Genomic DNA, 23,720 nt, shown 5'->3' with positions numbered 1-23,720 from the left:
CATGGGGCGGTTCAGCGATTTCTTCATCAAGGAGCTCGGGCGCCGTCAGGTCTGGTTGTTTTTCCTGCCGGCGACCCTGGTGTATGTCCTGCCGCTGATCCTCGCGGACTATCCCTACATCGATGACAACTGGCGCTCGCTGTCGGCCGGCATGGCTTGGGCCAAGGAAGGGCGGTTGTTCGCCGAGCTGTTCTACAACGCACTGACCTTCAGTAATGCCGCGCCGGACATCTTTCCATTGCCGTTGTTGATCGCCACTTTAGCGATGTCCTGGGCACTGGCCAGCCTGACCTTTCATTACTTCCGTGAGCCCACCATCGCTTGTTGCCTGGTGCTGTTGCCGCTCTGGTACAACCCGTTCTTCCTGCAAAACCTGTCGTATCAATACGACGGTCCCGTCATAACCCTGAGTGTGGTGGCGGTGATCTATGCGATCACCTTTCGTCACCCTTCGCGCAGCGTGCAATGGCTGGTGCCGGCGTTCCTGATAGCGCTGGCGCTGGGGCTTTATCAGGTCAGCATCAATGTGTTTCTGGGCCTGTGTTGTCTGGACTTGCTCAGGGCCGCCAATGACAAAGCGCCCTGGCCGCAGTGGGGCGTTTTGATCGGAAGGAGAATCGCGCAGATCGTGCTGGGCTGGTTGATTTACTGCGTCACGGCCTATCCGTTCATGGGCGAGGGCCGCACGCTGTTGCTGGATTGGTCGGCGCAGCCTTGGCTGCAAATCGACATCAACCTTGCGCGAGTGCTGGAGAAAATCGTGCTGTTGTTTCACGGCGGATTCGCTTGGGTGTTTGCCGGGTTGTTGCTATGCGCCATTGTGGGTGCTGTTCGCTTGGGTTTAAACGTCGTTAAGCACAAGGATGGTCGGGCGAAGCAATGGTTGATCGGCCTGATGTGCCTGCTGACAGTGCCGGTGGTGATGCTGTTGGTGTCTGGTGTCGCGTTGTTTTTCCGCGACTTCAACGAAGGCGCCAGAACCTTGATGGGATTTGCGGTGCTGCTGGTGCTGCTGTTCTATTTGAGCTATCTGGCACTGGCACCGCTGCATGAACGACTGCCGCTGCTGTTGCTGGTACCGCTGCTGGCGATGCTGTCGCTGTCGTTTGCTTACGGGCGCGTGCTGACGGTGCAGAAAACCTTCGCGACCAGCGCGTTGTTCAGCCTTGAACGCGACATTACCAGCCATCAAGCACTGCGCGAGGCCAAGCGCATTTACCTGTCGGTGACCTATTCCGATCACTGGCTGGTGGGGGCGGCGGGGTCGTTCAAGCAGATGCCGGTGTTGCACTATCTGTTGAACATCGACTTCTACATGCTGGCCGAAAACCTGCCCAAGGTGGGCATCACCAATGTCGTCGCGGAGAAGGAGCGGCGCAATGCGACGCGGGTGGGTTATCAGCAATATCCGGCGTTGGTGGAGAACCAGTTCTACCGGATTTATCTGATTGGCGATTACGGTTTTATCGTCATCAAGGAACCCGCCCCGATCAAAGCACTGCGTTGGTGAAGATCAAAAGATCGCAGCCTGCGATGCGATCCATGTAGGAGCTGCCGCAGGCTGCGATCTCTTGATCTTTGATCAGGCCGCCGCGATTTCGTTGGGCTCAAAACTGTCGGCCCGCGCCATCTGCCACATCCGTGAGTAGAACTCGCCATTCACTTCACCGGTCAGCAACTCACCCGGTTTCAGGAACACATGCAGCTGCGAGAACAGCTTGATTTCGGTCGCCGACATCCGTCGCACCAAATGCTTGGCCGACAACTGCGACGGATGTTCGAGGCCGGCGGCGGCGAGCATCTCCGCCAGGCCTTTCAGGGTGTTGCGGTGGAAGTTGTAGACGCGCTGAGCCTTGTCCGGCACCACCAGCGCGCGCTGGCGCAGGGTGTCCTGGGTGGCGACGCCGGTCGGGCATTTGTTGGTGTGGCAGCTTTGCGACTGGATGCAGCCGATGGCGAACATGAAGCCGCGCGCCGAGTTGGCCCAGTCGGCGCCGATAGCCAGGACACTGGCGATGTCGAAGGCACTGACAATCTTGCCGCTGGCGCCGAGTTTGATCTTGTCTCGCAGGTTCAGCCCAATCAGCGTGTTGTGCACAAACAGCAGACCTTCGCGCATCGGCACGCCGATGTGATCGGTGAACTCCACGGGTGCCGCGCCGGTGCCGCCTTCCTTGCCGTCGACCACGATGAAGTCAGGGAGGATGCCGGTTTCCAGCATGGCTTTGGCGATGCCCATGAATTCCCACGGATGACCGAGGCAGAACTTGAAACCCACCGGTTTGCCGCCGGACAGCTCACGCAGCTGCTGGATGAAATGCATCAGTTCAATCGGCGTGGAAAACGCGCTGTGGCGTGACGGCGAGATGCAGTCTTCGCCCATCAAAATGCCGCGGGTGTCGGCGATTTCCTGAGTCACTTTGTGCTTGGGCAGAATACCGCCATGACCGGGTTTGGCGCCTTGCGACATCTTGATTTCGATCATCCGCACTTGCGGCGTCCGGGCTTGCGCGGCGAAGCGTTCCGGGTCGAAACGGCCGTCGCTGGTGCGGCAACCAAAATAGCCGCTGCCCAGTTCCCAGGTCAGGTCGCCACCGTGTTCGCGGTGATAGGCGCTGATGCTGCCTTCGCCGGTGTCATGGGCGAAGTTGCCAAGTTTGGCGCCCTGGTTCAATGCGCGAATGGCGTTGGCGCTGAGCGAGCCGAAGCTCATGGCCGAGATGTTGAACACCGAGGCTGAATAGGGCTGAGCGCATTGCGGGCCGCCGACCGTCACGCGGAAACCGCTAGGGTCGCTCAATGGCGCCGGGCGCATGGAATGACCGATAAATTCGAAGCCCGACTGATACACGTCGATGAGCGTGCCGAACGGTTTGTCGGCGCTTTCGTTCTTGGCCCGGGAGTAGACCAGCGAACGCTGGGCGCGGGAGAAGGGCAGGGCGTCGCTGTCGGATTCGAGCAGGTACTGGCGGATTTCCGGGCGGATGGCCTCGACCAGATAGCGGATGTTGCCCAGGATCGGGTAGTTGCGCCGCACCGCGTGGGGGCTTTGCAGCAGATCGAAAATGCCGATCAGGCTCAGAACGCCGGTGACGGCGGTGATCGGCCAGAGCCAGTCGTGTTCGAGGAAGGGCAGGCTGGCGAGGGTGAAAATTACGCAGACGGCAAAGAAGGCGTAGCGGCTCAGGAGGGACAGGCTCATACGGTTTCCTTGGGTTCGGACTCAATGGTTCGGTGCAGATAGCTTTTGTGGCGAGGGAGCTTGCTCCCGCTCGGTTGCGAAGCAGCCGCGAAACCTGCGGGCGGATTTTGCCTGACTGAACGCGGTGCTTGTTGTGGGACCGCTTCGCGGTCCAGCGGGAGCAAGCTCCCTCGCCACAGGCACAATGTGCGGTCGCCTTCGAGCTGACAATTAAACTGGATTTTGTCGGCCACGACATTCACACGAAAGTATCGTTGATAGTACACGGTGAGAATGAAATGTCCGGTGGCTCGATAACCTGCGAGGCTGCTCCTGCACACCGCGGTTTTGATCATCCGCGAAAGACATGTGATCCTTGCAGCCTTTGAGTCCAAGGCCTTTTGTTTATGTCGTCACTTATCCACATCGCCGCCGCCCTGCTGATCGGTCCCGACGGCCGAACCCTGCTGGTGCGCAAGCGCGGCACCACGGCCTTCATGCAACCGGGCGGCAAGATCGAAGCCCATGAGCAACCGGTGCATGCCCTGGCCCGAGAACTGGAAGAAGAGTTGGGACTGGTTATCGACCCGGCGCACGCCACCTTCCTTGGCCAGTTCTCGGCCCCCGCCGCCAACGAACCGGGTTTTGTCGTACAGGCCGAAATCTTTCTGCTGACCATTGATGCAGACGTCACCCCGGCAGCCGAGATCGAAGAAGTGCTCTGGATCGACCCGGCCACCGACGGCGATGTCACGCTGGCGCCATTGACACGCGACCTGATCCTGCCGTTTTATCGAGCTTCGCTGACCGCGACCGCCTGATCATTCACGCAAAGGACCCGCCATGATCCCGCTTCAAGACTTGCTGATTTTCGCCGCTGCCGCGTTGCTGATGGTCCTGACGCCGGGGCCGAACATGATCTACCTGATCTCCCGTTCGATTTGCCAGGGGCGCAAGGCTGGCGTGACGTCGTTGCTCGGTGTGGTCGCGGGTTTTTTCGTCCACCTGTTCGCCGCGGCGGCCGGTTTGACCGCGGTGTTCCTTGCGGTGCCGATGGCCTATGAAGTGTTGAAGTGGGCCGGTGCGCTGTATCTTTTGTGGCTGGCCTGGCAGGCGGTGAAACCCGGGGCGCGTTCGCCGTTCGAAGCCCAGCAGTTGCCGCCGGATTCGTCACGCAAACTGATCACCATGGGGTTTCTGACCAGCGCCCTGAACCCGAAAATCGCCGTGTTTTATCTATCGGTGTTTCCGCAATTCATCAGCCCCGAGCACGGTTCGGTGTTCACCCAAAGTATTGTGTTGGGCCTGACCCAGATCAGCGTCAGTTTCTGCGTCAATCTGCTGATCGCCCTGTTTGCTGCGGGCATCGCCTCGTGGTTCGTCAACAACCCGACCTGGCTGGCGCTGCAGCGCTATTTCATGGGGTTCGTGTTGGGTGGCCTGGCGCTGCGCTTGATGCTTGAGCAACGCAGGACCGCGTGAGCATGTGGATCGAGCGGCTGGATGCCAGTCACGCCCTGGCTTACCGGGAATTAATGCTGGAAGCCTATGACCGTCACCCGCAGGCGTTCACCTCCAGCGTGCGCGAACGGGCGGCCATGCCGCTGAGTTGGTGGGAGTCGCGCCTGACCAGCAAGCTGGATGCGGTGTTTGGCGCGTTCGAAGAGGGCAGGTTGGCCGGCATCGTTGGCCTGGCCTTCGAACCTCGGGAAAAGGCACGGCACAAGGCGACGCTGTTTGGCATGTACGTGTCCGCCAACGTCCGGCAGCGCGGGCTGGGTTATCAGCTGGTGCAGGCGGTTTTGGCCGAGGCGCAGGCGCATCAAGGGTTACGACTGATCAAGCTGACGGTCACAGCCGGCAATGATGCGGCGTTCAACCTGTACCGGCGTTGCGGCTTCATCCAGTTCGGACTGGAACCGATGGCAGTACGAGTGGGCGAGGAATACTTCGACAAGATCCACATGTGCCGCGAAATCACCGCAAATCTTCAGGCATAAGGCTCTTTGTGGCGAGGGAGCTTGCTCCCGCTGGGCTGCGCAGCAGCCCCAAATCCGGCAACCATTTTTCTTCGGATACACCGCATGCGCAGATTTTACGACTGCTGCGCAGCCGAGCGGGAGCAAGCTCCCTCGCCACATGCTGTCGCGTTTGGGAAATCAGCGAACGGCGCTGACCCCATCCAGGGTCGAAAACGACGTGTCTTTCGCCGTCAGCAAGAAGTCGCGCATATACGGCGCATCCAGCATGTCTGCCCGAATCGCCGCATACAGCGTCGCAAACAAACCTTTCTCGCCCAGTCGCTTGGCCTTCACATAACCCCGTGAGCTGTACTCATGCAGCGCCCAATGGGGCATGCCACACACGCCGCGTCCGCTGGCCACCAGTTGCATCATCATCACCGTCAGTTCCGAGGTGCGGACCTGGGCCGGTTCGATGTCGGCGGGTTCGAGGAAACGAGTGAAGATGTCCAGCCGGTCACGTTCCACCGGGTAAGTGATCAAGGTTTCCGTGAGCAGATCTTCCGGGACGATGTAGGCCTTGCTCGCCAGTTTGTGCTGGTTGGCCACGGCAAGCATCGCTTCGTAGGTAAATAGCGGCACATAGGTGATGCCGACCAGTTCCACCGGATCAGAAGTCACCACCAGATCCAGATCGCCACGCGCCAATGCCGGCAGCGGCGCAAAAGAGAAACCCGACGCCAGGTCCAGTTCGACTTCCGGCCAGGCATCACGGAACTGGTCGATGGTCGGCATCAGCCACTGGAAGCAACTGTGGCACTCGATCGCCATGTGCAAACGCCCGGCGGTGCCGCCGGCCAGCCGCGCGATGTCGCGTTCGGCGGCGCGCAGCAGCGGCAGGGTGGCGTCGGCCAGTTGCAGCAAGCGCAGACCGGCGCTGGTGAAACGCACCGGTTTGGTCTTGCGCACGAACAATGGCATGCCCATGCGCTCTTCCAGTTCCTTGAACTGGTGAGATAGCGCCGATTGGGTCAAGTGCAGGCGATCGGCCGCGTCCACCAAGCTATCGGCTTCGCGCAAGGCGTGCAGTGTCTTCAAGTGACGGATTTCAAGCACCGTGGGGCTCCATGAGGAAAACTTGTGATCAACACGAAAAGGTTGAGTTTGTCTCATGTTGCCTTGGCTGTCGACAATAGCGCCATCTTTTACAGGAGCACATTCGACATGGCCGTGGCCCACACCCTTGGTTTCCCGCGCATCGGCGCCGACCGCGAACTGAAAAAAGCCCTCGAAGCCTACTGGAAGGGCGACATCGATCAGGCCGCGTTGAACAGTGTCGGCCGCCAATTGCGCGCCACCCACTGGCAATTGCAGAAAGACGCCGGTATCGACTTGTTGCCGGTCGGCGACTTTGCCTGGTACGACCAGGTGCTGACCCATTCCCTGACCTTCGGCGTGATCCCCGAGCGTTTCGACAGCGCCAGGGATGCCAACGGCCTGCCGACCCTCGACACGCTTTTTGCCATGGCCCGTGGCGCCACCGCGAGCTGCTGCGGCGAGCATGGTCAGGCGCAATACGCTCAAGAGCTGACCAAGTGGTTCGACACCAACTACCACTACCTGGTCCCGGAATTCAGCGCGGATCAACAGTTCAAGCTGAGCTGGGAACAGCTGTTCGATGAAGTCGACGAAGCCCTCGCCCTCGGTCACAACGTCAAGCCGGTGATCATCGGCCCGCTGACTTACCTGTGGCTGGGCAAGGCTAAAGGCAACGACTTCGACAAGCTCGACCTGCTCGAACGCCTGCTGCCGGTCTACAACGAAATCCTCGGTCGCCTCGCGGCTCAAGGCGTGGAGTGGGTGCAAATCGACGAACCGATCCTGACCCTCGACCTCCCGCAAGAATGGAAAAGCGCATTCGAACGCGCTTATCACATCCTCCAATACTCGCCGCTGAAAAAACTCGTGGCGACCTACTTCAGCGGTCTGCAAGACAACCTCGGCCTCGCAGTCGGCCTGCCGGTACAAGGCCTGCACATCGACGCGGTACGGGCGCCCGACCAATTGCTGCACGTGCTCGATCGCTTGCCGACCTACAAGATTCTTTCGGTGGGTCTGGTCAACGGCCGCAACGTCTGGCGCTGCGAACTGGAGCCGGTGCTCGCGCAACTGCAACTGGCCCAGGAACGCTTTGGCGACAACTTGTGGGTCAGCAGTTCCTGTTCGCTGCTGCACAGCCCGGTGGATCTGGAGCGCGAAGACAAACTCGACCCGGAACTGAAAAGCTGGCTGGCGTTCGCCGTGCAAAAGTGTGGTGAGATCGCCGTACTGCGCGATGCCCTGAACGATCCGCAAGCGCCCAAGGTGCAAGCGGCCCTGGCCGAAAGCCGCGCGATTCAGATCAGTCGCGCCGAGTCGCCGCGCATTCACAAAACCGACGTGCAAGCCCGAATCAATGCGATTGGGCCGACGGACAGCCAACGCCAATCGCCCTTTGCCAAACGCATCGAGCAACAGCGCGCACGCCTGAAACTACCGGCGTTCCCGACCACCACCATCGGCTCGTTCCCGCAGACCGGATCGATCCGTCTGGCGCGCCAGGCCTACAAGCAAGGCAAGCTGTCGGCCAACGACTACACCGACGCCATGCACCACGAAATCCGCCACGCCGTACAGATTCAGGAACGCCTCGGGCTGGACGTGCTGGTGCACGGTGAAGCCGAGCGCAACGACATGGTCGAGTACTTCGCCGAGCAGCTTGATGGTTATGCTTTTACCCGTTTCGGCTGGGTGCAGAGCTACGGTTCGCGCTGCGTGAAACCGGCGATCATTTACGGCGACCTGAGCCGTCCGAACGCCATGACTGTCGATTGGATCAGCTATGCACAGAGCCAGACCGACAAGGTCATGAAAGGCATGCTCACCGGTCCCGTGACCATGCTGATGTGGTCGTTCCCGCGCGAAGACGTGTCGCGCAAAGTCCAGGCGCAACAACTGGCCCTGGCCCTGCGTGACGAAGTGGTGGATCTGGAAGCCGCCGGGATCAAGATTGTGCAAATCGACGAAGCCGCCTTCCGCGAAGGCCTGCCGCTACGCCGGGCGCAATGGCAGGAATATCTGGATTGGGCGGTGCAAGCCTTCCGCCTGAGTGCCAGCGGTGTGCGGGACGAAACCCAGATCCACACCCACATGTGCTACAGCGAATTCAACGACGTGATCGAAGCCATCGCAGCGATGGATGCCGATGTGATCACTATTGAAACTTCGCGTTCGGACATGGAACTGCTGGAGGCTTTCGAAGCGTTCGATTACCCGAACGACATCGGCCCGGGCGTCTACGACATCCACTCGCCACGGGTGCCGGACACTGCCGAAATGGTCAAGTTAATGAGCAAAGCGGCGAAGCGCATTCCCGCCGAACGCTTGTGGGTCAACCCCGATTGCGGCCTGAAAACCCGTGCCTGGCCGGAGACCGAAGCGGCGCTGGTGAACATGGTCGCGGCGGCCCGTCAGTTGCGCAGTCAACTGGCCTGAGGTGTAGGAGCCGGCTTGCTGGCGATCGCGCGGGTACAGGCGAAACGTTTGTTGCCTGACACACCGCCATCGCCAGCAAGCCGGCTCCTACAGGGTTTTGTATTTTTCAGAGCTCGGAGAAGTGTTTGACCCCCAGCGGTTTGCCGATGTCGCCGCGCCATATCGGTTGTACATGGGCACCACTGGCAGCCTGAGCCTGTTGCCATTGCAGCCCCAGGTTGCGTTGCTCCGGCAGTTTCAGATGACCTTTGACGAAGTCGTTGAATGCAGGCTTGGCCGAGGTGTAGTGGAAGTGTGCGTACCACAAGGTTCGCGCATGCTCTTGGGTCAGATCGCGCACTTCGTACTCTTGCAGAAAATCCCTGCGTCCATCCGGGCGTTTACCCAAGTCCCGTAGGCCGCCTTCCTTGCGGATGTCCACGACATTCTGCTCAAGCAGATAATCCAGATAACCTTCGGAAGGGGTTTTGCTGTTCAGGGTCTGGTCAATCCTCAGCGTACGGCCGGCGCGCAACAGTTCAGCCGCGCGATTGCGCAATTGCACAGCGACCGGCTCCGTGGGCGACAGCCGTTCGATGGCCTGGGCACGCATGTTCAGTTCCGCTGCCTCGCTACTCATCATGTGCTCAAGGTCGACCGGCAGCATGTCTCGTCGGGTGTGACCTTCAACTTTGCTTTGGTAGGCGTCGACGGTACCGAGTCGTTTCCTGGCCTCCACCAGCATCGGCGTGACATCGGTTGGAAGCGGTGTTTGTGCGGCAGCCACGGGTTCACTGAGGTGATATTTGCCGCTTGAGGAACGGGGTAGCCAGGTTTCCGTATGACCATCGACACCCTCGATGGTGAAGCGTTTTTGCCGGGTCACGGCATCGTTACTGGCGACACCGATGAGCAGTTGGTTGTCTTCGGTCTCGAACAGTTGCTTCCTTGAACGTCCCGCGTTCGGCGTGGTGGAGGGGCGTGTCTTGATGGCATGGCGAGCGAACTCTTCCACTTTTTCCAGGTTGTCGAGAAACGCAGCGACTTGCTCCAGATCCAGATGCTGCGGATAGCCCAACGACCAGGCGCCAAGATTGCGGCGAAACTCGGCATACGTCGCCAGACAGTCTTGCAGCACCTTGTTGCGCTGGGTAAAAGTGGCCTGTACTTCAGGCAAATGATGCTGGGTCAGCAAGGCACGCCCGAGCTTGTTGCGGGCCTGTTTCAACTGCACGTGAAAGTAAACCCAGGACTGGTCGGTGACGGCGGTGTAGTGGGTGATGATCTCCAGCTCATGCGCCGCTTTTAGGTAGTAATGATTGGTGTCGCTGAACTTTTCATTAACGGTGGCCAGGTCCGGGGCCATCTTCGATTTTTGCGCACGATTGGTGATTCTGCCATTCCATCGATTCGCTGCGGCGACGTGCGAGTGAAGCAGATCAAAGTCCTTGAGAAAGTCTTTTCGTATTTCCTTGCGTTGCGCCATCAGTTGCACATGTGTGGCGGTATCGCTGAACGGCGTGGCATCCGAACGGGCAACCAAATGATCGATACGGTCGAGATGTTCCACTAGACGCTCCTTGGCCAAACCGATCCGCCGCACGGTGCGATCGACAATGATCCAGGCGCAGCGACTTTGAATGTCTTCGATCATCACGCGTTTTCGGCCATGACTGAACAGCATCAGTTCCTCAAGGTTCAGGTATTGGGCCTGTGCAAGATCGATGTCGTTGGCGCAAGCGATGTCGGCATTGGCACGAAGGGGCTGACGCTGGTTCGGTTCGAGACCGAAATAATGTTCAAGGGTCGCGTTGGAGCTGTTGGTCTGGGTTTCGAGTCGTCGGGTGTAGGCATCGGCGGTGTTGGTCAGGGTCATTTGCCGACGCAAGGCGCGATCCGTCCACCAGCGCGGCAGCCAGCGGCGAATCGCGGCGGGCCAGAGTGGGTCGAGGCCGTCGGCCATATGACCGAGCACCGCGCCGCCGCCGACACCACCTCCTGCCGTCACGGTGCCGTACACGGCGTAATGGGTGTTCCAGTGGCCGGCTTCATCGAGGGCGACAGGTTGTTTGTAGGTTCGCGTGCTCGTTGCGCTCAAACGCCATTGCGGCGGATTGTTGGCCAGTTCGATACGGTAGATGCGACCCTGGCTGAGCATGAAGTCGCCGTCGGCGTGTCGATACACATTGCGATAAATGCCTTCGGTGCCCGGTTGCAGGCCGGCAAGGGAAATCTCCTGTTCATACTCATAACCCTTAAAGCGTTCCAGGGTCCGCCGGGCCTGCCGTTGCGTTGAAGTTTGCAAACCGCCCGGGCTTTTGGTCGCGGCTTTCAAGTGGCGCAAACGTGTGAGAGAACGCGCTCCGCCGGACGTGGCAGCAACGCTGGGAAGAATGTCCATCGCCGCATCAATGAAAGACAACAACACCGCTTCCATCTCGGCCAGGCCATGGCCGACATCACCACGCAGAAAACCCGCGACCGCGAGGTTGGCACTGTTCCAGGCGTCATACAGCGAAATGGCGGAACCGACGAAGGGCACCATGCCCAGCGCCATCTTCAGGTAGTTGAACAACGCGCCGGATTTCAACGCGACACCCTCCAGGTACAACGCATCGTTGGAGCGTGATGTCCCCCGACGCGCTTCCAGCAATCGACCCATATGTACATTGAGCAAGTGGGTCGCCAGGGAGGTGGTTGCCGGCCAGGCCGTACCCGCGCCAATGAGGGCGTCGAAATTCTTCAACAGCGCCTGATTGATCCGGCTGACGTGACGGGAGAAATCCCCGTTCAAGGCTCGGTCAGCCAGGTAGTTGACCGTTCGGGTGTGCAGGCACTGGTTGTACAGCGCCATGCGCGCCTCTTCCAGGTTGTCGTACTGACGCAGGAATGTTCCGTCAGGGCTGTCGGGCAGGTAGAGCAGGGTCAAGCCGCTGATTTGTTCTTCAATGAACGTGACACCGGCGAGGGTGGTCGGTCCCTGATGTTGCGTGTCCTCACCACCCACCGTCAGGTTCGCCGGCAATAACACGATACGTTTGCCATTGGCCGCGTAGGCGTCGCGGCTATTGGCGTCGATGGCGATCTCCAGTACTTGCTGGCCGTCAGCCTTGATGTCCCGTTGCAACAGGGCGAACTCGCCTTGCAGTTTGAGCATCAGGCGCCACGGTTCGCTCAGGCATTCCCGGCGGTAGGCGTTTTTGAACGCGGACTCGCCCGACGGCCCGAGGAACGTCTCGCGGATCAGCGTTTCATACTTCCCGGCCAGATCCAGTTCAGTGATCACTTTGCGCAGCCAGGCTTGCTTGATGCCGTTTTTCACCTTCTGGCTCTGTGCTTCATCGCCGCCACTGACCTCAACCTGCATCAACGACAATCGCCACCACATCGCCTGGTTGATGTTGCTTTGCGCCAGTTCGGCGAGAGAAAGCTTGCTCCATTGCGCGCTGGCGATCAGCGTATTTTGCTGGGGTGTGCCGGGCGCAGCGCCCTCGGTAACCACTTTGCGCCATGTCGTGGAGTCGGGAACATCCAGCATGACCTCAACGTTCTGCGTGAGGCCGAACTCCTGACGCAGGTGCGCGTCGATGGCCTTTTGGCTGAAGGCGTCACGGTGAGGCAGTTCGCGTTCCAGCATTTCATTGGATCGTTTCATCGCTTTGATGTACGACGTGAACAGCGACTTGAGGCGATTGCGTTTGTCCTCGGTCAGAGCGCTCAACGTCGACGGCAGTCGGCTTGCCAGTGCGGCACTGTGGTTTTGCTCGACGACCTGCGCGTAAGCCAGTTCCCGGGCTGTGACGATGGGGACGGTCAGGCGGGCGAGGGTCAGTTCGCGCAGCTTTTCCAGTTCCACCGCGCGTTGGCGGGTGTGAGAAGGCACGGGATTGGCGGTGAGCAGCCGGGTTGCCAGTTGTTCACAGGTATAGAGCTGGGTTTGCAAGGTGTATTCGAAGGGGTTACCGCGCAGCGGCAAGAGGTGCAAGGCTTGCGTAGTGTCGTTGGCCGGGAGTTTGAACAGCGTTTGTTCCAGTGCCTGGCGCGAGGCGAACCGTTGCAGGCCGCCGAAACGTTCGGGCCAGTAGAGCAACAGACTTCGGGTCGAGGACGCCAGCAACGCGTCGGGATGGGCAAACAGCAATACACCGTCCAGTTCATGGGTTTGAGTCCGGAGAGTGTCGCCCTCGGTCTCCGTCGCCGACAGCATCAGCCGGGCGACGACCACATCGGCCGGCCGGGGTTGATCAGGTGCATCCAGTGCGGTTTTGAGCCATTGATGTTCATCGCTGCTGATCTGGCTCAGGCTCAATTGCAGCTCGGCTTCGGCAAGCAAACCGTTCTGGCGAGCCTGGTAAAGGGCGGTGTAATGCGGATTCGGCAGGCGACGCAGCTCCAGCATTTGGTCGGTCTGCAGAAGCGCTGTCGCGGCATTGTTGCTGGCTTGTTCGGCGGCCGTGAGGGCATCAAGTTGTTGTTGCAACCGTAGCAGGCGCGGATCGTTGTGATCGCCCTGGAAGTCTTTGCCGAGCAGGTTCTCCAGCGCTGTTTGTTGTTGCGCCAACGCGCTGAGCCGAAGGCCCAATGGGATATCAGGGGTCAGTTGGCCGAACGGGGCGGGGCTGTCATGTGCATCTGCCATCGGCAGGTCGGGTGGCGCGGCAAACACAGCGTCGTTGGCATGCCGATCCGCAGGGGCAATGGACAGTCGGGACCGCAGGGATTCGGCACTTGTCTGCAGCGCAGGATCGCGTGGAACGGTGTAGTCGACGCTAATGGTGTTTGCTTGAAGTCGCGGCTGATCGAACAGTGGGGGCTGCTGTTCGATCAGCCAGCGTTCCAGATCATTACGTTTTTCAAAGGTCATCCACGGCGATGGTCGAGACGGCAGATACAGCAATTGAGTGACCGGTTGATCGGTATTCAGGGTGATGACCAGCGCGCCGGATAGTTCGACATAGAGGCCGTTGTTGCCCTTGAGCTTGAGTTGTTCGACATACACCTGAACCTCGGGCGTTGTTGCCGGATTGACGAGTGCCTGTAACGCGTTCATCTGCTCGACACTCAAGGCGCCCTGGGCAAACGCCCACTGGCTGGACGCCTCGAAATGTTGGCGATACAGGCGGATGGCCTGTGCCTTGCGGGAAACATCCGTACCGCGCGCACGAGCGCTCCACCAGTCTGCATCGAGTGGCGATTGCGGGTTCTGCGCCATAAGGTCGAGCCACTGATCGCGACAATCATTCCAGTGCGCCGAGGCACTCAGGTTGAGGTTTTCGTCCAGTTTTTGCGCCAGTGAGTGGCTCAAGCCGAAGTCGGCGGGCGGTGTGGTGGGGGCTTCGAGCATGAAGTGAAGGACTCCAATGGGTGAGTGAGTCGGGCCATTAGAGATCAGTCGATAGTGGGGTTGGTGGTACATAGTTATCGCGTCCGAATGACCGCCCGGCGCTCTTCATCAAACTGTCATGGAACTGTGGCAGCGCGCTTGAACAAACTTCATCAGACTCGCGCTCTACTGGGGTTCTGCGTTTCGGTGTTTTTCATGCGTGTATTTTTTCTTCTGGCCGCGTTGTTGTTCGGCCTGCCGTCGTTGGCGGCGTCTCGGTGTGACGTCAATGTTCCGACCGAACGGGTCGATCTGGCGCAGGTGAGCCTGGCGTACCAGAGCATTGGCCGCGCGTCGGACCCGGCGTTGTTGCTGGTGATGGGCCTTGGAGGGCAACTGATTCACTGGCCTGACGAGGTGGTGGTCGCGCTGTGTCAGCAAGGCTTTCGAGTGATTCGTTATGACAACCGCGACGTCGGCCTGTCGACGTGGCGGCAAATGCCGGTGGAGGCCAACCTGACCTTCGAAGTGCTGCGTTACAAACTCGGCTTGCCGGTGTCGGCGCCGTATTCGCTGATCGATATGGCCGAAGATGGCCTCGGGCTGATGGATGCCCTGCACATCGAGCAATTCCACGTGCTGGGCGCGAGCATGGGCGGAATGATCGCCCAGCACATGGCGGCCATGGCCCCGCAACGGGTCGAGAGCCTGACCCTGATCATGACCAGTTCCGGGGCCGAAGGCTTGCCGGCGCCGAGTGCCGCGTTGGTGCAATTGCTCGCGCGTCGTGGCGCGCCCAATCGCGAAATTGCCCTGGAACAACAAGCTGATTTGTTGGCGGCGTTGGGCAGTCCGACGGTGACGGATGATCGCCAGGCATTGCTGCATCAGGCGGCGCTGTCCTATGACCGAGCGTTCAATCCCGAAGGCGTGAAGCGCCAGATCATGGCAATCCTCGCTGAGCCGAGCCGAGTGACGTTGCTTAACCAATTGCGCGTGCCGGCGCTGGTGGTGCATGGCACCGCCGATCCGTTATTGCCGGTGATGCATGGCGTGCACCTGGCGGCGCATTTGCGCGGTAGTCAGTTGAAGTTGATTCCGGGACTGGCCCACCGTTTTCAGGAGGAATTCAAGGCGCCATTGCTGGCGGCGGTATTGCCATATTTGCGCGAGCACCGCGAAGACACGTCCCATTGGGCGCAGATCGAGCCGGTGGCCGACCACAATCTCCTCTAACCCCCAATCCCCTGTAGGAGCTGGCTTGCCAGCGATGGCGGCATGCACGATATACCGTGTTGTCTGGTTCGCCAGCAAGCCGGCTCCTACAGAGTGAGCTACAGGTGTATCGTTCGGACTTTGCGACGCATTTCAGTCAGCGAGGTGTGTAATGAGTACCCCTTTGAAAATCGATTTCGTCAGCGATGTGTCTTGCCCCTGGTGCGTCGTGGGTTTGTATGGCCTGACCAGGGCGTTGGATAGCTTGCGTGATGAAGTACAGGCCGAGATCCGTTTCCAGCCGTTCGAACTGAACCCGAAGATGGGCGCCGAAGGGCAGAACATCACCGAGCACATCACCGAAAAGTACGGTTCGACGCCCGAGCAGTCACAGAAGAATCGCGAGGCGATCCGCGCCCGCGGTGCCGAGGTCGGATTCGCGTTTCGCACCGACGGCAACAGCCGCATCTACAACACTTTCGATGCTCACCGCTTGCTCTATTGGGCCGGACTGGAAGGGTTGCAACTGCAACTGAAGGAAGCGCTGTTCAAGGCGTATTTCACCGACGGCGGAAATCCTTCCGCCACTGCTCAGTTGGCGCAAATCGCTGAAAGCGTCGGCCTGGACCGGCAGCGGGCCGAGGCAATTCTGGCTTCGAATGAGTTCGCCAAAGAGGTTCGCGAAGAAGAACAGTTGTGGCTGTCGCGCGGGGTGAGTTCGGTGCCGACCGTGGTTTTCAACGGCCAGTACGCGGTCACGGGCGGGCAACCGGTGGAAACTTTTGTCGGGGCCATCCGGCAAATTATGAGTGAAGCAAAGGGTGGAACCGTCAGCTAACGGGTAACTGCGGTAAAAAATATATCAATGTGCCACTATTGTTTGCGCCGTCGCTGTCGATACAGACAGCGACTTTTCAATCATAGGGACTTGATCCATGTCTTTTCACGCTTTACGCACTCTTGCTGCACTGACTTTGCTCGCCTGCCTGACCCTTACCGGCTGCGCCAACGTACAACCTCCCGTACCGCTGGACCAACAATTCTGGGATGCCAAGGAGCCGACCATTGGCGTCGCGATCAGCGAATTGCCGCCGCCGGTACTGGCGTTGACCGGTAACCAGGGAATTCTCGACTACGCGATCAACGCGGGCGTCAACAGCAAGCTCAGTGACAACGTCAAAACCTGGCAAGTACGCGATTTCGACACCCTGCCGGACGTGATCGTCGCCAAGTTGCAAGCCAAGGGCTACAAAGCCAAGCGCATCGACGAGAAGGTTGACCTGAAGACCTACAAGGAAACCAAATTCCGCGAAGGCTACACCATCAAAGACCTGACCCCGATGAAGACCAAATACGGCGTCGATCGCCTGTTGCTGGTGTATGTCACCGCCACCGGTGCGACCCGCAGCTACTACAGCATCGTGCCGACCAGTGTGCCGATGGCGCAGGTGGGCGGGCAGGGCATGGTGGTTGATCTGGCCGACAACAAACTGCTGTGGTTCCAGCCTTTTGTTGCGGTCCAGGCCGCGCAGGGCGATTGGGATGAGCCGACCTACACCAACCTGTCCAACGCGTTCTACCAGGCTGTGGATAACAGCCGTCAGCAAATGATCACCCCGTTCGCCAAATGAAGCGTGCAATCGTAGCGGCCAGTGCGCTGGCCCTGCTGATGGTGGCTGGCTGCGCGCAGAAACCGGCTCCTGAAGCCGGTTTCAAGGATCAGGGGGCATTGCCTTACGTTCAGGCCCACGGGCTCAAGGTTGATGTGCAAGTGCCACAAGCGTTCGTCGGCGCCAGCACGGTGATCGATAGCAAGGACGCCTTGAAGGCTGCCTCATCCAGTCAGGCTCTGCTGCTGAACTCGGGCACCAGTGCCGGGTTGGCCGGAGTGTTGGTGGCCAGTCTGGTCAACACCCAGATGGGCAGTGGCACCTTGCAGCGCGATGCGGAAAAAGCCGCCGTCAAAGACTCTCGACCGATGGCCGATCTGCTTGGTGGCGTGCCGTTGCAGGAGCGCTTGCAGCAGCGCTATCAACAGGCGTCGCAAAGTGCCGGGCTGAAGCAGGGCGAGGGTCAGGTCACCGCGCGTTTGTTGATCGAGCCGAAGCTGATGCTGACTCCGGATCGCGGCAGTTTTGTGCTGATCAATCAGGTGCAGGTTCAGGACATCGCCGGTTCGCCGCTGTATCGCATGCGCATCGAGGTAGCCAGCCAGCCGATTCGCCGCTGTGGCCAGCAGTGTATCGATGACGGCGGTCTGGAACTGGCCAAGGTCACTGCCGTGCTCGACGAGTGCATCGACGAGTCCATGCGCGTTCTGGCCACGGATTTGATGCAACCGACTCCGCCGCCGGCCGCTCAGGAAACCTTGCGGTATGTGCTCGATGGTCAGCGCGTGGTCGAGCGTGGTTATCAACTGGTCAACAACGGTAACTATTGGCGCTATCGCAACCTCTACGGCGCGGTGAAGTCGGTGCCGGTGCCGTTTGAGGATGCGTTGACCCAGGCCCAGCTCGAGAAGGTCTACGGACGCTAGAGCAAAACCTGTAGGAGCCAGCAAGCCGGCTCCTACAGTGGTTGTGGTCAGGCGTGAACGCGAACCCACACGCTGACCAACACCGTCGCCGCCATCAACCACGCGACCGTCGCCACGGCCAGCGACGCCTCCAGGCGCATCCGGTCGACCATCACGTACAACGTCGCCAAATAGATGAAGTAGGGAATGATCGACCACATGCCAAACACGATGGTGGTCTTCAGGTCATCCACCGAACGGCCCTTTCCGACGATGTAATGGGCAATCAGCGCAAAGGTCGGAAACAGCGGCACCAGCCCGGCGATGTAGTAGTTTTTGGTCTTGGCCAGCATCGCGAGAATCACCACCACGCCCGCGCCGAGAATTGCTTTGAGAAACAGGTCCATCAGTGGCTCAGTCCGTACTTTTTCACTTTGTCGAACAGCGTGGTCTTGGCCATGCCTAGTTCCTGGCTGGCCTGGGTCAGGTTGCCGCCGCTGCGCTGCAAGGCGTCGTTCAACAGGTTGCGTTCGAACGCTTCCACGGCTTCGGCGAACGCCAGGCCTTGCGCGCTGCCCCCCGCGCCGGGTTTCTTGAACGCCGGCAGGCCCAGGGCAAAGCGTTCGGCGACGTTGCGCAGTTCGCGCACATTGCCCGGCCAGTCGTGGCTCATCAGGTTCGATACGGTCTGGTTGTCCAGTTCCGGCGCGATCCGGTCGAAGCGCAAGGACGACTGCTGCAAGAAGTATTCGAACAGTTGCAGGATGTCTTCGCGGCGCTCACGCAACGGCGGTAGTTCGAGGGTCACCACGTTCAGCCGGTAATACAGGTCGCTGCGAAACTCGCCGGCCTTGCTCGACTCGTCGAGGTCAGACTTGGTCGCCGCGATCACCCGGCAATCCACCGCCACACTCTGGTTCGAGCCGAGGCGTTCGAGGGTGCGCTCCTGCAAGACCCGCAGCAATTTGATCTGCAAGGGCAGGGGCATGCTTTCCACTTCGTCAAGGAACAGCGTGCCGCCGTCGGCGTGTTCGATCTTGCCGATGCGCCGCTTGCCGGCGCCGGTGAAGGCGTTGGCTTCGTGGCCGAAAATTTCGCTTTCGAACAGGTTCTCCGGCAGACCGCCACAGTTCAGCGCCACGAACTGCTTGGTATGGCGACGGCTGAAATCGTGCAGGCAACGGGCGACGAGTTCCTTGCCGGTGCCGGTTTCCCCTTCGATCAGCACGTTAGCTGAAGTGTCGGCGACATTGGCGATCAGTTCGCGCAAGTTCTGCATGGCCGGCGAACGACCGATGATTCGTCCTTCAAGGGAATCGCGTTCAGCCAGTTGCCGCCGCAACGACGAGACTTCCCGCGCCAGGCTGCGTTGCTCCAGGGCACGCCGTGCCACGTCCACCAGACGCTCCGGGGAGAACGGTTTCTCCATGAAGTCGTAGGCGCCTTTCTGCATCGCGCCGACAGCCATGGAAATGTCGCCGTGACCGGTAATTAGCACCACCGGCAGGCTGCGGTCGCGGGCCTTGAGCCGGGTCAGCAGTTCCAGGCCGTCGATGCCCGGCAGGCGAATATCGCTGATGACGATGCCGGCAAAGTTGTCGCCGACCCGTTCCAAAGCCTCTTCGGCACTGCCCACGCCGATGCAGGGAATGTCTTCCAGGGTCAGCGCCTGTTGGCAGCCGAGCAGCACATGGGGGTCGTCTTCGACGATCAAAACACTAAGGTCGTTGTTCATATTGGCTCGGCGGGAGTGGGGCTTACCAACGGTAAACTGAGGACGAAAGCGGTACCACCGCTGGCCGGGTGCTCGACACCCAAGTGGCCGCCAGTGGCGGCGGCCAGGCTCGCGGAAAGGGTCAGGCCAAGGCCCAGGCCCTGCTCACCGGGTTTGGTGGTGAAGAACGGTTCGAACAGGTGCTTGCGCGCTTCGGCGTCGATGCCGTGGCCGTTGTCCCGGACGCGCAAGCGATATTTGCCGTCGACCACTTCGCCTTCCAGCCACAACTCCGGTTGCGGCTGCGCCTGCATGGCGTCGAGGGCGTTGCCGATCAGGTTGACCAGAATCTGTTCGAGGCGGGTCTGGTCGATCTGCACCTGTACATCGTCAAAGTGGCGGTGCAGTTGCAAATGGGCGTTTTCCATTCTTGCGCCGAGCAACTGCAAGGCCGCGTCCACGCCTTTACCGAGACAGGCCTGGCCCTTGTCGTCACCACGGCGGGCGAACGAGCGCAGGCTGGCGGTGATCCGGCCCATGCGGTCGATCAGTTCGTTGATGGTCTTGAGGTTGGTACTGGCCACGTCCAGCTGACCGCGCTCCAGGAAGCGCACGGTATTGCCGGACAGGGTGCGCAGCGCCGCCAGTGGCTGATTCAATTCGTGGGCGATGCTGGTGGACATCTGGCCTATTGCGGCGAGTTTTCCGGCCTGTACCAGTTCATCCTGGGCGCGACGCAAGGTCTCTTCGGCGTGACGCCGTTCGCGGATCTGACCCTTGAGCCGTTCGTTGCTGGCGCGCAGGTCGACGGTGCGTTCGGTAATCCGACGCTCCAGTTGATTGTTGGCTTCCTGCAAGGCTTCCCGCGCGGCGAGGCGGGTGGCAATGACCTTGCGCCGCTCGTTCCAGGCGATCAACAGGAACGCGACGAGGGCAAACGCCACGGCCACGAGCATCCCCTGATTGATCGCTTCGCGGCGCAAATCCTGCAACGGCGTGAGCAGGGTGAAGTTCCAAGGGGTATCGCTCAAGGGGCGGGTCTGTGCCAGGTAGCTGATGTTTTCATCGTCGTCGGACGCCAGTTCGCTGTTGGCGGGGAACGTGAGTTTCTCCACGCCCTCGGACAGGGTTTCCCGGGCCAGCGGCTGCAGTTCGTTCAGCGGGAACCAGTAATACTGCAGGCTGCGGGCGAGTTTTTCCTTGGTCTCTTCGCTCAGCGGCACCACTGATTTCAGGCGCCGAGCCGGATCGCTGGAGAGAATGATGATGCCGTTTTCGTCGCTGACAAACGCTTCGAGACGCGCTCGCTGCCAGCGTTCTTCCATGGCTTCGAGGCGCACTTTGACCACTGCGACGCCGATGATCTTGCCGTGTTCTTCCAGGCCATGGGCCAGGTAGTAACCGGGTTCGCCGTTGGTGCTGCCAATGCCGTAGAAACGCCCCGGCTGGCCGCGCACGGCGTTCTGGAAATACGCGCGGAAGGACAGGTCTTCACCGAGGTAACTGTCGACATCGCGCCAGTTGCTGGTGGCCATGACGCGCCCGCTGGTGTCCATCACATAAATGGCCCGACTGCGACTGCGCCGGTTCAGGCCTTCAAGGTAATCATTGACCGTTTGCCGGTGCTCCGGCGACGGATCGGCCAGCAGCTTCGAAACACTGGTTTCGAGCTCCAGCAGGCTGGGCAGGTAGGTGTATTTGCTGATTTCGCTTTCGACGGCGCGGGCGTGCAATTCGAGCTGGCGCTGGCCGTTTTCGCTGAGGCTGCGAATGCCGTAGTGCTCACTGACCCAAAAGCCGATGTAACCCAGTCCGATCATCAACGCGATGATCAGCGGCGGCAGGAACAGATGGCGAATCAGACGGGGTTTCACGGCGAGTGATGGCGGTGCGGCGCGATAGAGAGAGGGGTCGCATTTCATCACAGATGCCTTGGGTCAACCAGCGTGGCAATGGGCTTGCTCTGGTTTCCAGTGGAGCGCGGAACCTGTGGCGAGGGAGCTTGCTCCCGCTCGGCTGCGAAGCAGTCGTAAAACCGGAAAATGCGGTGTGTCAGAAAAATTGCATTTTCCGGTTTCGGGGCCGCTGCGCGACCCAGCGGGAGCAAGCTCCCTCGCCACAAGGGACGTAATCAGTTGCTTATCAGTGCTGCAGAATCTTGTTGAGGAAGTGCTGCGTACGCTCGGCGCGGTGGCTGATGTCGCCGAAGAACTCTTCCTTCTTGCAGTCTTCGATGATCTTGCCGGCGTCCATGAAGATCACGCGGTCGGCCACTTTACGGGCGAAGCCCATTTCGTGGGTCACGCACATCATGGTCATGCCCTCGTGGGCCAGTTGCACCATCACGTCGAGCACTTCGTTGACCATTTCCGGGTCGAGCGCCGAGGTCGGTTCGTCGAACAGCATGACGATCGGGTCCATCGCCAGCGCACGGGCAATCGCCACGCGCTGTTGCTGACCACCGGACAGTTGGCCCGGGTGCTTGTGGGCATGGGCCGAGAGGCCTACACGCTCAAGCAATTGCAGGCCTTTTTTGGTGGCCTCTTCCTTGCTGCGGCCCAGCACCTTGATCTGCGCGATGGTCAGGTTTTCGGTGATGGTCAGGTGCGGGAACAGCTCGAAATGCTGGAACACCATGCCCACGCGCGAACGCAGTTTCGGCAGGTTGGTCTTCGGGTCGGCAATGGAGGTGCCATCGACCACGATGTCGCCTTTCTGGAACGGTTCCAGGGCGTTGACGCATTTGATCAGGGTCGACTTGCCGGAACCCGAGGGCCCGCACACCACGATCACTTCGCCTTTTTTGACCTCGGTGCTGCAATCAGTCAGTACCTGGAAGTCCCCATACCACTTGTTGATGCTTTTGATAGAGATCATACGGCGAACCTTTTTTGCAGACGCTTGACCAGCTGAGAGGCGGCAAAGCTGATGATGAAGTACACGAGACCCGCGAAAATCAGGAACTCATTGGAGCGGCCAATGATGTCGCCACTGGCGCGCGAAGCATTGAGGAAGTCCACCAGACCGACGGCATAAACCAGCGAGGTGTCCTGAAACAGGATGATGCTCTGTTGCAGCAGCAACGGCGTCATCTTGCGGAACGCTTGCGGCAGGATGATCAGGCGCATCATCTGGCCGTAGGTCATGCCCAATGCCTGGGCAGCGCCCATCTGGCCCTTGGGAATCGACTGCACACCGGCACGGACGATTTCGCAAAAATACGCCGCTTCGAACATCATGAAAGCCACGATGCACGAGGCAAACGCACCGATCGGCGTGTCTTCGCCGGTGATCCAGCGCAATACGAACGGTACCGCCAGGTAGAACCAGGTGATCACCAGCAGCAGCGGGATCGAGCGGAAGTAATTGACGTAGGCACCGGCCAGGTTGGACAGCAGTTTGTTGTGCGACAGACGGCACAGCGCCAGGATGGTGCCGAGGATGATCCCGCCGATCACGCCCATGACCATCAGCTTGAGGGTCATGACCATGCCGTTCCACAGGCCGGGAATGGCCGGGACGATGCCCGAGAAGTCGAATTCCATCATTTACCCCCTACGGAAATCAGACCCGGTACGGCGACTTTCTTCTCGACCAGACGCATCAGCAACATCAGGCTCATGTTCAGGGTGAAGTAGATCAGCGTGGCCAGGGTGAAGGCTTCGAACAGGTTGGCGGAGAACTCGGCGGTCTGTTTGGTCTGCGCGAGCAATTCCATCAAACCGATCAGCGAGGCCACGGAGGTGTTCTTGAAGACGTTCAAAAATTCCGAGGTGAGCGGCGGAATGATGATCCGGTAAGCCTGGGGCAGCAGCACGTTCCAGTAGATCTGCGGCAGCTTGAAACCCATGGCGCGGGCCGCGGATTCCTGGCCTTTTGGCAGCGCCTGGATACCGGTGCGCACCTGTTCGCAAACACGGGCGGTGGTGAACAGGCCGAGGCAGACGACGACGCTGATGAAGGCCGACGTGGTCGGGTTCAGGTCCTGCTTGTACCACTCTTGCAGGTCCGCTGGCAGCAGGTCGGGCACCAGGAAGTACCAAATGAACAGTTGCACCAGCAGCGGCACGTTACGGAAGAGTTCGACGTAGCAGGTGGCGATGCCCGATACGATGCGGTTCGGCACGGTGCGCATGACGCCCAGGATCGAGCCCAGTGTCAGGGCGATGATCCAGGCCGCGATGGCGATGCCGATGGTCCAGGCCAGACCGGACACGTACCAGTCGAGATACGTCTCGCTGCCCACGCCGGTGGACTTGAAGAACACGCCCCAGTCCCAGTTGTAATTCATTAGGGTC

The 23,720-nt window shown here is 60.0% G+C and carries 18 protein-coding genes and 1 pseudogene; 9 read left to right on the top strand and 10 right to left on the bottom strand.

Annotated features, from left to right (window positions below):
- Window position 1 precedes the first annotated feature (1 nt).
- The gene (locus tag KGB21_RS11170; RefSeq protein ID WP_223505138.1) at window positions 2-1,510 is read left to right on the top strand and encodes a glucosyltransferase domain-containing protein; all 1,509 of its coding nucleotides are present in this window, start codon (window positions 2-4) and stop codon (window positions 1,508-1,510) included.
- A 72-nt stretch (window positions 1,511-1,582) separates the two neighbouring features.
- Here KGB21_RS11170 and KGB21_RS11165 read toward each other — a convergent pair whose 3' ends face one another.
- Entirely contained in the window at window positions 1,583-3,202 is a 1,620-nt protein-coding gene (locus KGB21_RS11165) for an FMN-binding glutamate synthase family protein (RefSeq protein WP_223505137.1), read from the bottom strand.
- 164 nt (window positions 3,203-3,366) lie between these two features.
- Window positions 3,367-3,492 (bottom strand): annotated as a pseudogene (locus tag KGB21_RS11160) (helix-turn-helix transcriptional regulator); the annotation flags it as partial.
- Between the two features lie 96 nt (window positions 3,493-3,588).
- Here KGB21_RS11160 and KGB21_RS11155 point away from each other — a divergent pair.
- Genes KGB21_RS11155 through KGB21_RS11145 form a run of 3 tightly spaced genes read left to right on the top strand, consistent with a single transcriptional unit; the run spans window position 3,589 to window position 5,181 of the window.
- A complete protein-coding gene (locus tag KGB21_RS11155; protein ID WP_223505136.1) occupies window positions 3,589-4,002 on the top strand; it encodes an NUDIX hydrolase in 414 nt (137 codons plus the stop codon).
- Between the two features lie 22 nt (window positions 4,003-4,024).
- Window positions 4,025-4,663 carry a LysE family translocator gene (locus KGB21_RS11150; RefSeq protein ID WP_034150775.1) on the top strand — a complete coding sequence of 213 codons (639 nt, stop codon included), beginning with the start codon at window positions 4,025-4,027 and terminating at the stop codon, window positions 4,661-4,663.
- Between the two features lie 2 nt (window positions 4,664-4,665).
- On the top strand, window positions 4,666-5,181 hold the full coding sequence (locus tag KGB21_RS11145; RefSeq protein ID WP_223505153.1) for a GNAT family N-acetyltransferase: 516 nt from the start codon (window positions 4,666-4,668) through the stop codon (window positions 5,179-5,181).
- A 159-nt stretch (window positions 5,182-5,340) separates the two neighbouring features.
- On the opposite strand, the gene metR is transcribed toward KGB21_RS11145, so the two are convergent.
- On the bottom strand, window positions 5,341-6,258 hold the full coding sequence (metR, locus tag KGB21_RS11140; RefSeq protein ID WP_223505135.1) for a transcriptional regulator MetR: 918 nt from the start codon (window positions 6,256-6,258) through the stop codon (window positions 5,341-5,343).
- A gap of 108 nt (window positions 6,259-6,366) precedes the next feature.
- On the opposite strand from metR, the gene metE reads away from it, so the two are divergent.
- Window positions 6,367-8,676 carry a 5-methyltetrahydropteroyltriglutamate--homocysteine S-methyltransferase gene (gene metE / locus KGB21_RS11135; RefSeq protein ID WP_223505134.1) on the top strand — a complete coding sequence of 770 codons (2,310 nt, stop codon included), beginning with the start codon at window positions 6,367-6,369 and terminating at the stop codon, window positions 8,674-8,676.
- 106 nt (window positions 8,677-8,782) lie between these two features.
- Here the strand turns inward: metE and KGB21_RS11130 are convergent, their stop codons facing one another.
- On the bottom strand, window positions 8,783-13,999 hold the full coding sequence (locus KGB21_RS11130) for a dermonecrotic toxin domain-containing protein (RefSeq protein WP_223505133.1): 5,217 nt from the start codon (window positions 13,997-13,999) through the stop codon (window positions 8,783-8,785).
- Between the two features lie 195 nt (window positions 14,000-14,194).
- Here KGB21_RS11130 and KGB21_RS11125 point away from each other — a divergent pair, with 195 nt between their 5' ends.
- The 4 genes from KGB21_RS11125 to KGB21_RS11110 all read left to right on the top strand — a co-directional run bounded on the left by KGB21_RS11125 (window position 14,195) and on the right by KGB21_RS11110 (window position 17,729).
- Window positions 14,195-15,214: an alpha/beta fold hydrolase gene (locus KGB21_RS11125; RefSeq protein WP_223505132.1), complete on the top strand. Its 1,020-nt coding sequence runs from the start codon at window positions 14,195-14,197 to the stop codon at window positions 15,212-15,214.
- A 151-nt stretch (window positions 15,215-15,365) separates the two neighbouring features.
- Window positions 15,366-16,031, top strand: a complete 666-nt coding sequence (locus KGB21_RS11120) for a DsbA family oxidoreductase (RefSeq protein ID WP_223505131.1) — start codon at window positions 15,366-15,368, stop codon at window positions 16,029-16,031.
- A gap of 97 nt (window positions 16,032-16,128) precedes the next feature.
- Entirely contained in the window at window positions 16,129-16,824 is a 696-nt protein-coding gene (locus tag KGB21_RS11115; protein ID WP_223505130.1) for a hypothetical protein, read from the top strand.
- Complete coding sequence (locus KGB21_RS11110) at window positions 16,821-17,729, top strand: hypothetical protein (RefSeq protein ID WP_223505129.1); 909 nt, start codon at window positions 16,821-16,823, stop codon at window positions 17,727-17,729. The genes KGB21_RS11115 and KGB21_RS11110 overlap by 4 nt, the downstream gene beginning before the upstream one ends.
- Window positions 17,730-17,776: 47 nt before the next feature.
- Here KGB21_RS11110 and KGB21_RS11105 read toward each other — a convergent pair whose 3' ends face one another.
- From KGB21_RS11105 to KGB21_RS11080, 6 genes are all read right to left on the bottom strand, one after another.
- Window positions 17,777-18,115: a GlpM family protein gene (locus tag KGB21_RS11105; protein WP_223505128.1), complete on the bottom strand. Its 339-nt coding sequence runs from the start codon at window positions 18,113-18,115 to the stop codon at window positions 17,777-17,779.
- Entirely contained in the window at window positions 18,115-19,443 is a 1,329-nt protein-coding gene (locus KGB21_RS11100) for a sigma-54-dependent transcriptional regulator (RefSeq protein ID WP_034150765.1), read from the bottom strand. Before KGB21_RS11100 ends, KGB21_RS11105 begins: the two co-directional genes overlap by 1 nt.
- The gene (locus KGB21_RS11095) at window positions 19,440-21,344 is read right to left on the bottom strand and encodes a sensor histidine kinase (protein ID WP_223505127.1); all 1,905 of its coding nucleotides are present in this window, start codon (window positions 21,342-21,344) and stop codon (window positions 19,440-19,442) included. Before KGB21_RS11095 ends, KGB21_RS11100 begins: the two co-directional genes overlap by 4 nt.
- Before the next feature lie 220 nt (window positions 21,345-21,564).
- A complete protein-coding gene (locus KGB21_RS11090) occupies window positions 21,565-22,299 on the bottom strand; it encodes an amino acid ABC transporter ATP-binding protein (protein ID WP_007975082.1) in 735 nt (244 codons plus the stop codon).
- Window positions 22,296-22,967: an amino acid ABC transporter permease gene (locus KGB21_RS11085; RefSeq protein ID WP_034150763.1), complete on the bottom strand. Its 672-nt coding sequence runs from the start codon at window positions 22,965-22,967 to the stop codon at window positions 22,296-22,298. The genes KGB21_RS11090 and KGB21_RS11085 overlap by 4 nt, the downstream gene beginning before the upstream one ends.
- Complete coding sequence (locus KGB21_RS11080; protein WP_034150762.1) at window positions 22,967-23,713, bottom strand: amino acid ABC transporter permease; 747 nt, start codon at window positions 23,711-23,713, stop codon at window positions 22,967-22,969. The genes KGB21_RS11085 and KGB21_RS11080 overlap by 1 nt, the downstream gene beginning before the upstream one ends.
- Between the last annotated feature and the right edge of the window lie 7 nt (window positions 23,714-23,720).

The organism is Pseudomonas sp. GL-RE-29 (genome assembly GCF_019947275.1).
GTDB classification, from domain to species: Bacteria; Pseudomonadota; Gammaproteobacteria; order Pseudomonadales; family Pseudomonadaceae; genus Aquipseudomonas; species Aquipseudomonas fluorescens_A.
Note: the sequence above shows the minus strand (reverse complement) of the source record. Positions and strands in the feature narration are given on the sequence as shown.

Bases quoted from the DNA above. Each gene is read 5' to 3' on its own strand.
- KGB21_RS11085 (WP_034150763.1), bottom strand. From the start codon at position 22,967: ATGGAATTCGACTTCTCGGGCATCGTCCCGGCCATTCCCGGCCTGTGG.
- KGB21_RS11130 (WP_223505133.1), bottom strand. From the start codon at position 13,999: ATGCTCGAAGCCCCCACCACACCGCCCGCCGACTTCGGCTTGAGCCAC.
- KGB21_RS11125 (WP_223505132.1), top strand. From the start codon at position 14,195: ATGCGTGTATTTTTTCTTCTGGCCGCGTTGTTGTTCGGCCTGCCGTCG.
- KGB21_RS11090 (WP_007975082.1), bottom strand. From the start codon at position 22,299: ATGATCTCTATCAAAAGCATCAACAAGTGGTATGGGGACTTCCAGGTA.
- KGB21_RS11100 (WP_034150765.1), bottom strand. From the start codon at position 19,443: ATGAACAACGACCTTAGTGTTTTGATCGTCGAAGACGACCCCCATGTG.
- KGB21_RS11150 (WP_034150775.1), top strand. From the start codon at position 4,025: ATGATCCCGCTTCAAGACTTGCTGATTTTCGCCGCTGCCGCGTTGCTG.
- KGB21_RS11155 (WP_223505136.1), top strand. From the start codon at position 3,589: ATGTCGTCACTTATCCACATCGCCGCCGCCCTGCTGATCGGTCCCGAC.
- KGB21_RS11095 (WP_223505127.1), bottom strand. From the start codon at position 21,344: ATGAAATGCGACCCCTCTCTCTATCGCGCCGCACCGCCATCACTCGCC.
- KGB21_RS11165 (WP_223505137.1), bottom strand. From the start codon at position 3,202: ATGAGCCTGTCCCTCCTGAGCCGCTACGCCTTCTTTGCCGTCTGCGTA.
- KGB21_RS11080 (WP_034150762.1), bottom strand. From the start codon at position 23,713: ATGAATTACAACTGGGACTGGGGCGTGTTCTTCAAGTCCACCGGCGTG.
- KGB21_RS11115 (WP_223505130.1), top strand. From the start codon at position 16,129: ATGTCTTTTCACGCTTTACGCACTCTTGCTGCACTGACTTTGCTCGCC.
- KGB21_RS11170 (WP_223505138.1), top strand. From the start codon at position 2: ATGGGGCGGTTCAGCGATTTCTTCATCAAGGAGCTCGGGCGCCGTCAG.
- metE (WP_223505134.1), top strand. From the start codon at position 6,367: ATGGCCGTGGCCCACACCCTTGGTTTCCCGCGCATCGGCGCCGACCGC.
- KGB21_RS11145 (WP_223505153.1), top strand. From the start codon at position 4,666: ATGTGGATCGAGCGGCTGGATGCCAGTCACGCCCTGGCTTACCGGGAA.
- KGB21_RS11110 (WP_223505129.1), top strand. From the start codon at position 16,821: ATGAAGCGTGCAATCGTAGCGGCCAGTGCGCTGGCCCTGCTGATGGTG.
- KGB21_RS11120 (WP_223505131.1), top strand. From the start codon at position 15,366: ATGAGTACCCCTTTGAAAATCGATTTCGTCAGCGATGTGTCTTGCCCC.
- KGB21_RS11105 (WP_223505128.1), bottom strand. From the start codon at position 18,115: ATGGACCTGTTTCTCAAAGCAATTCTCGGCGCGGGCGTGGTGGTGATT.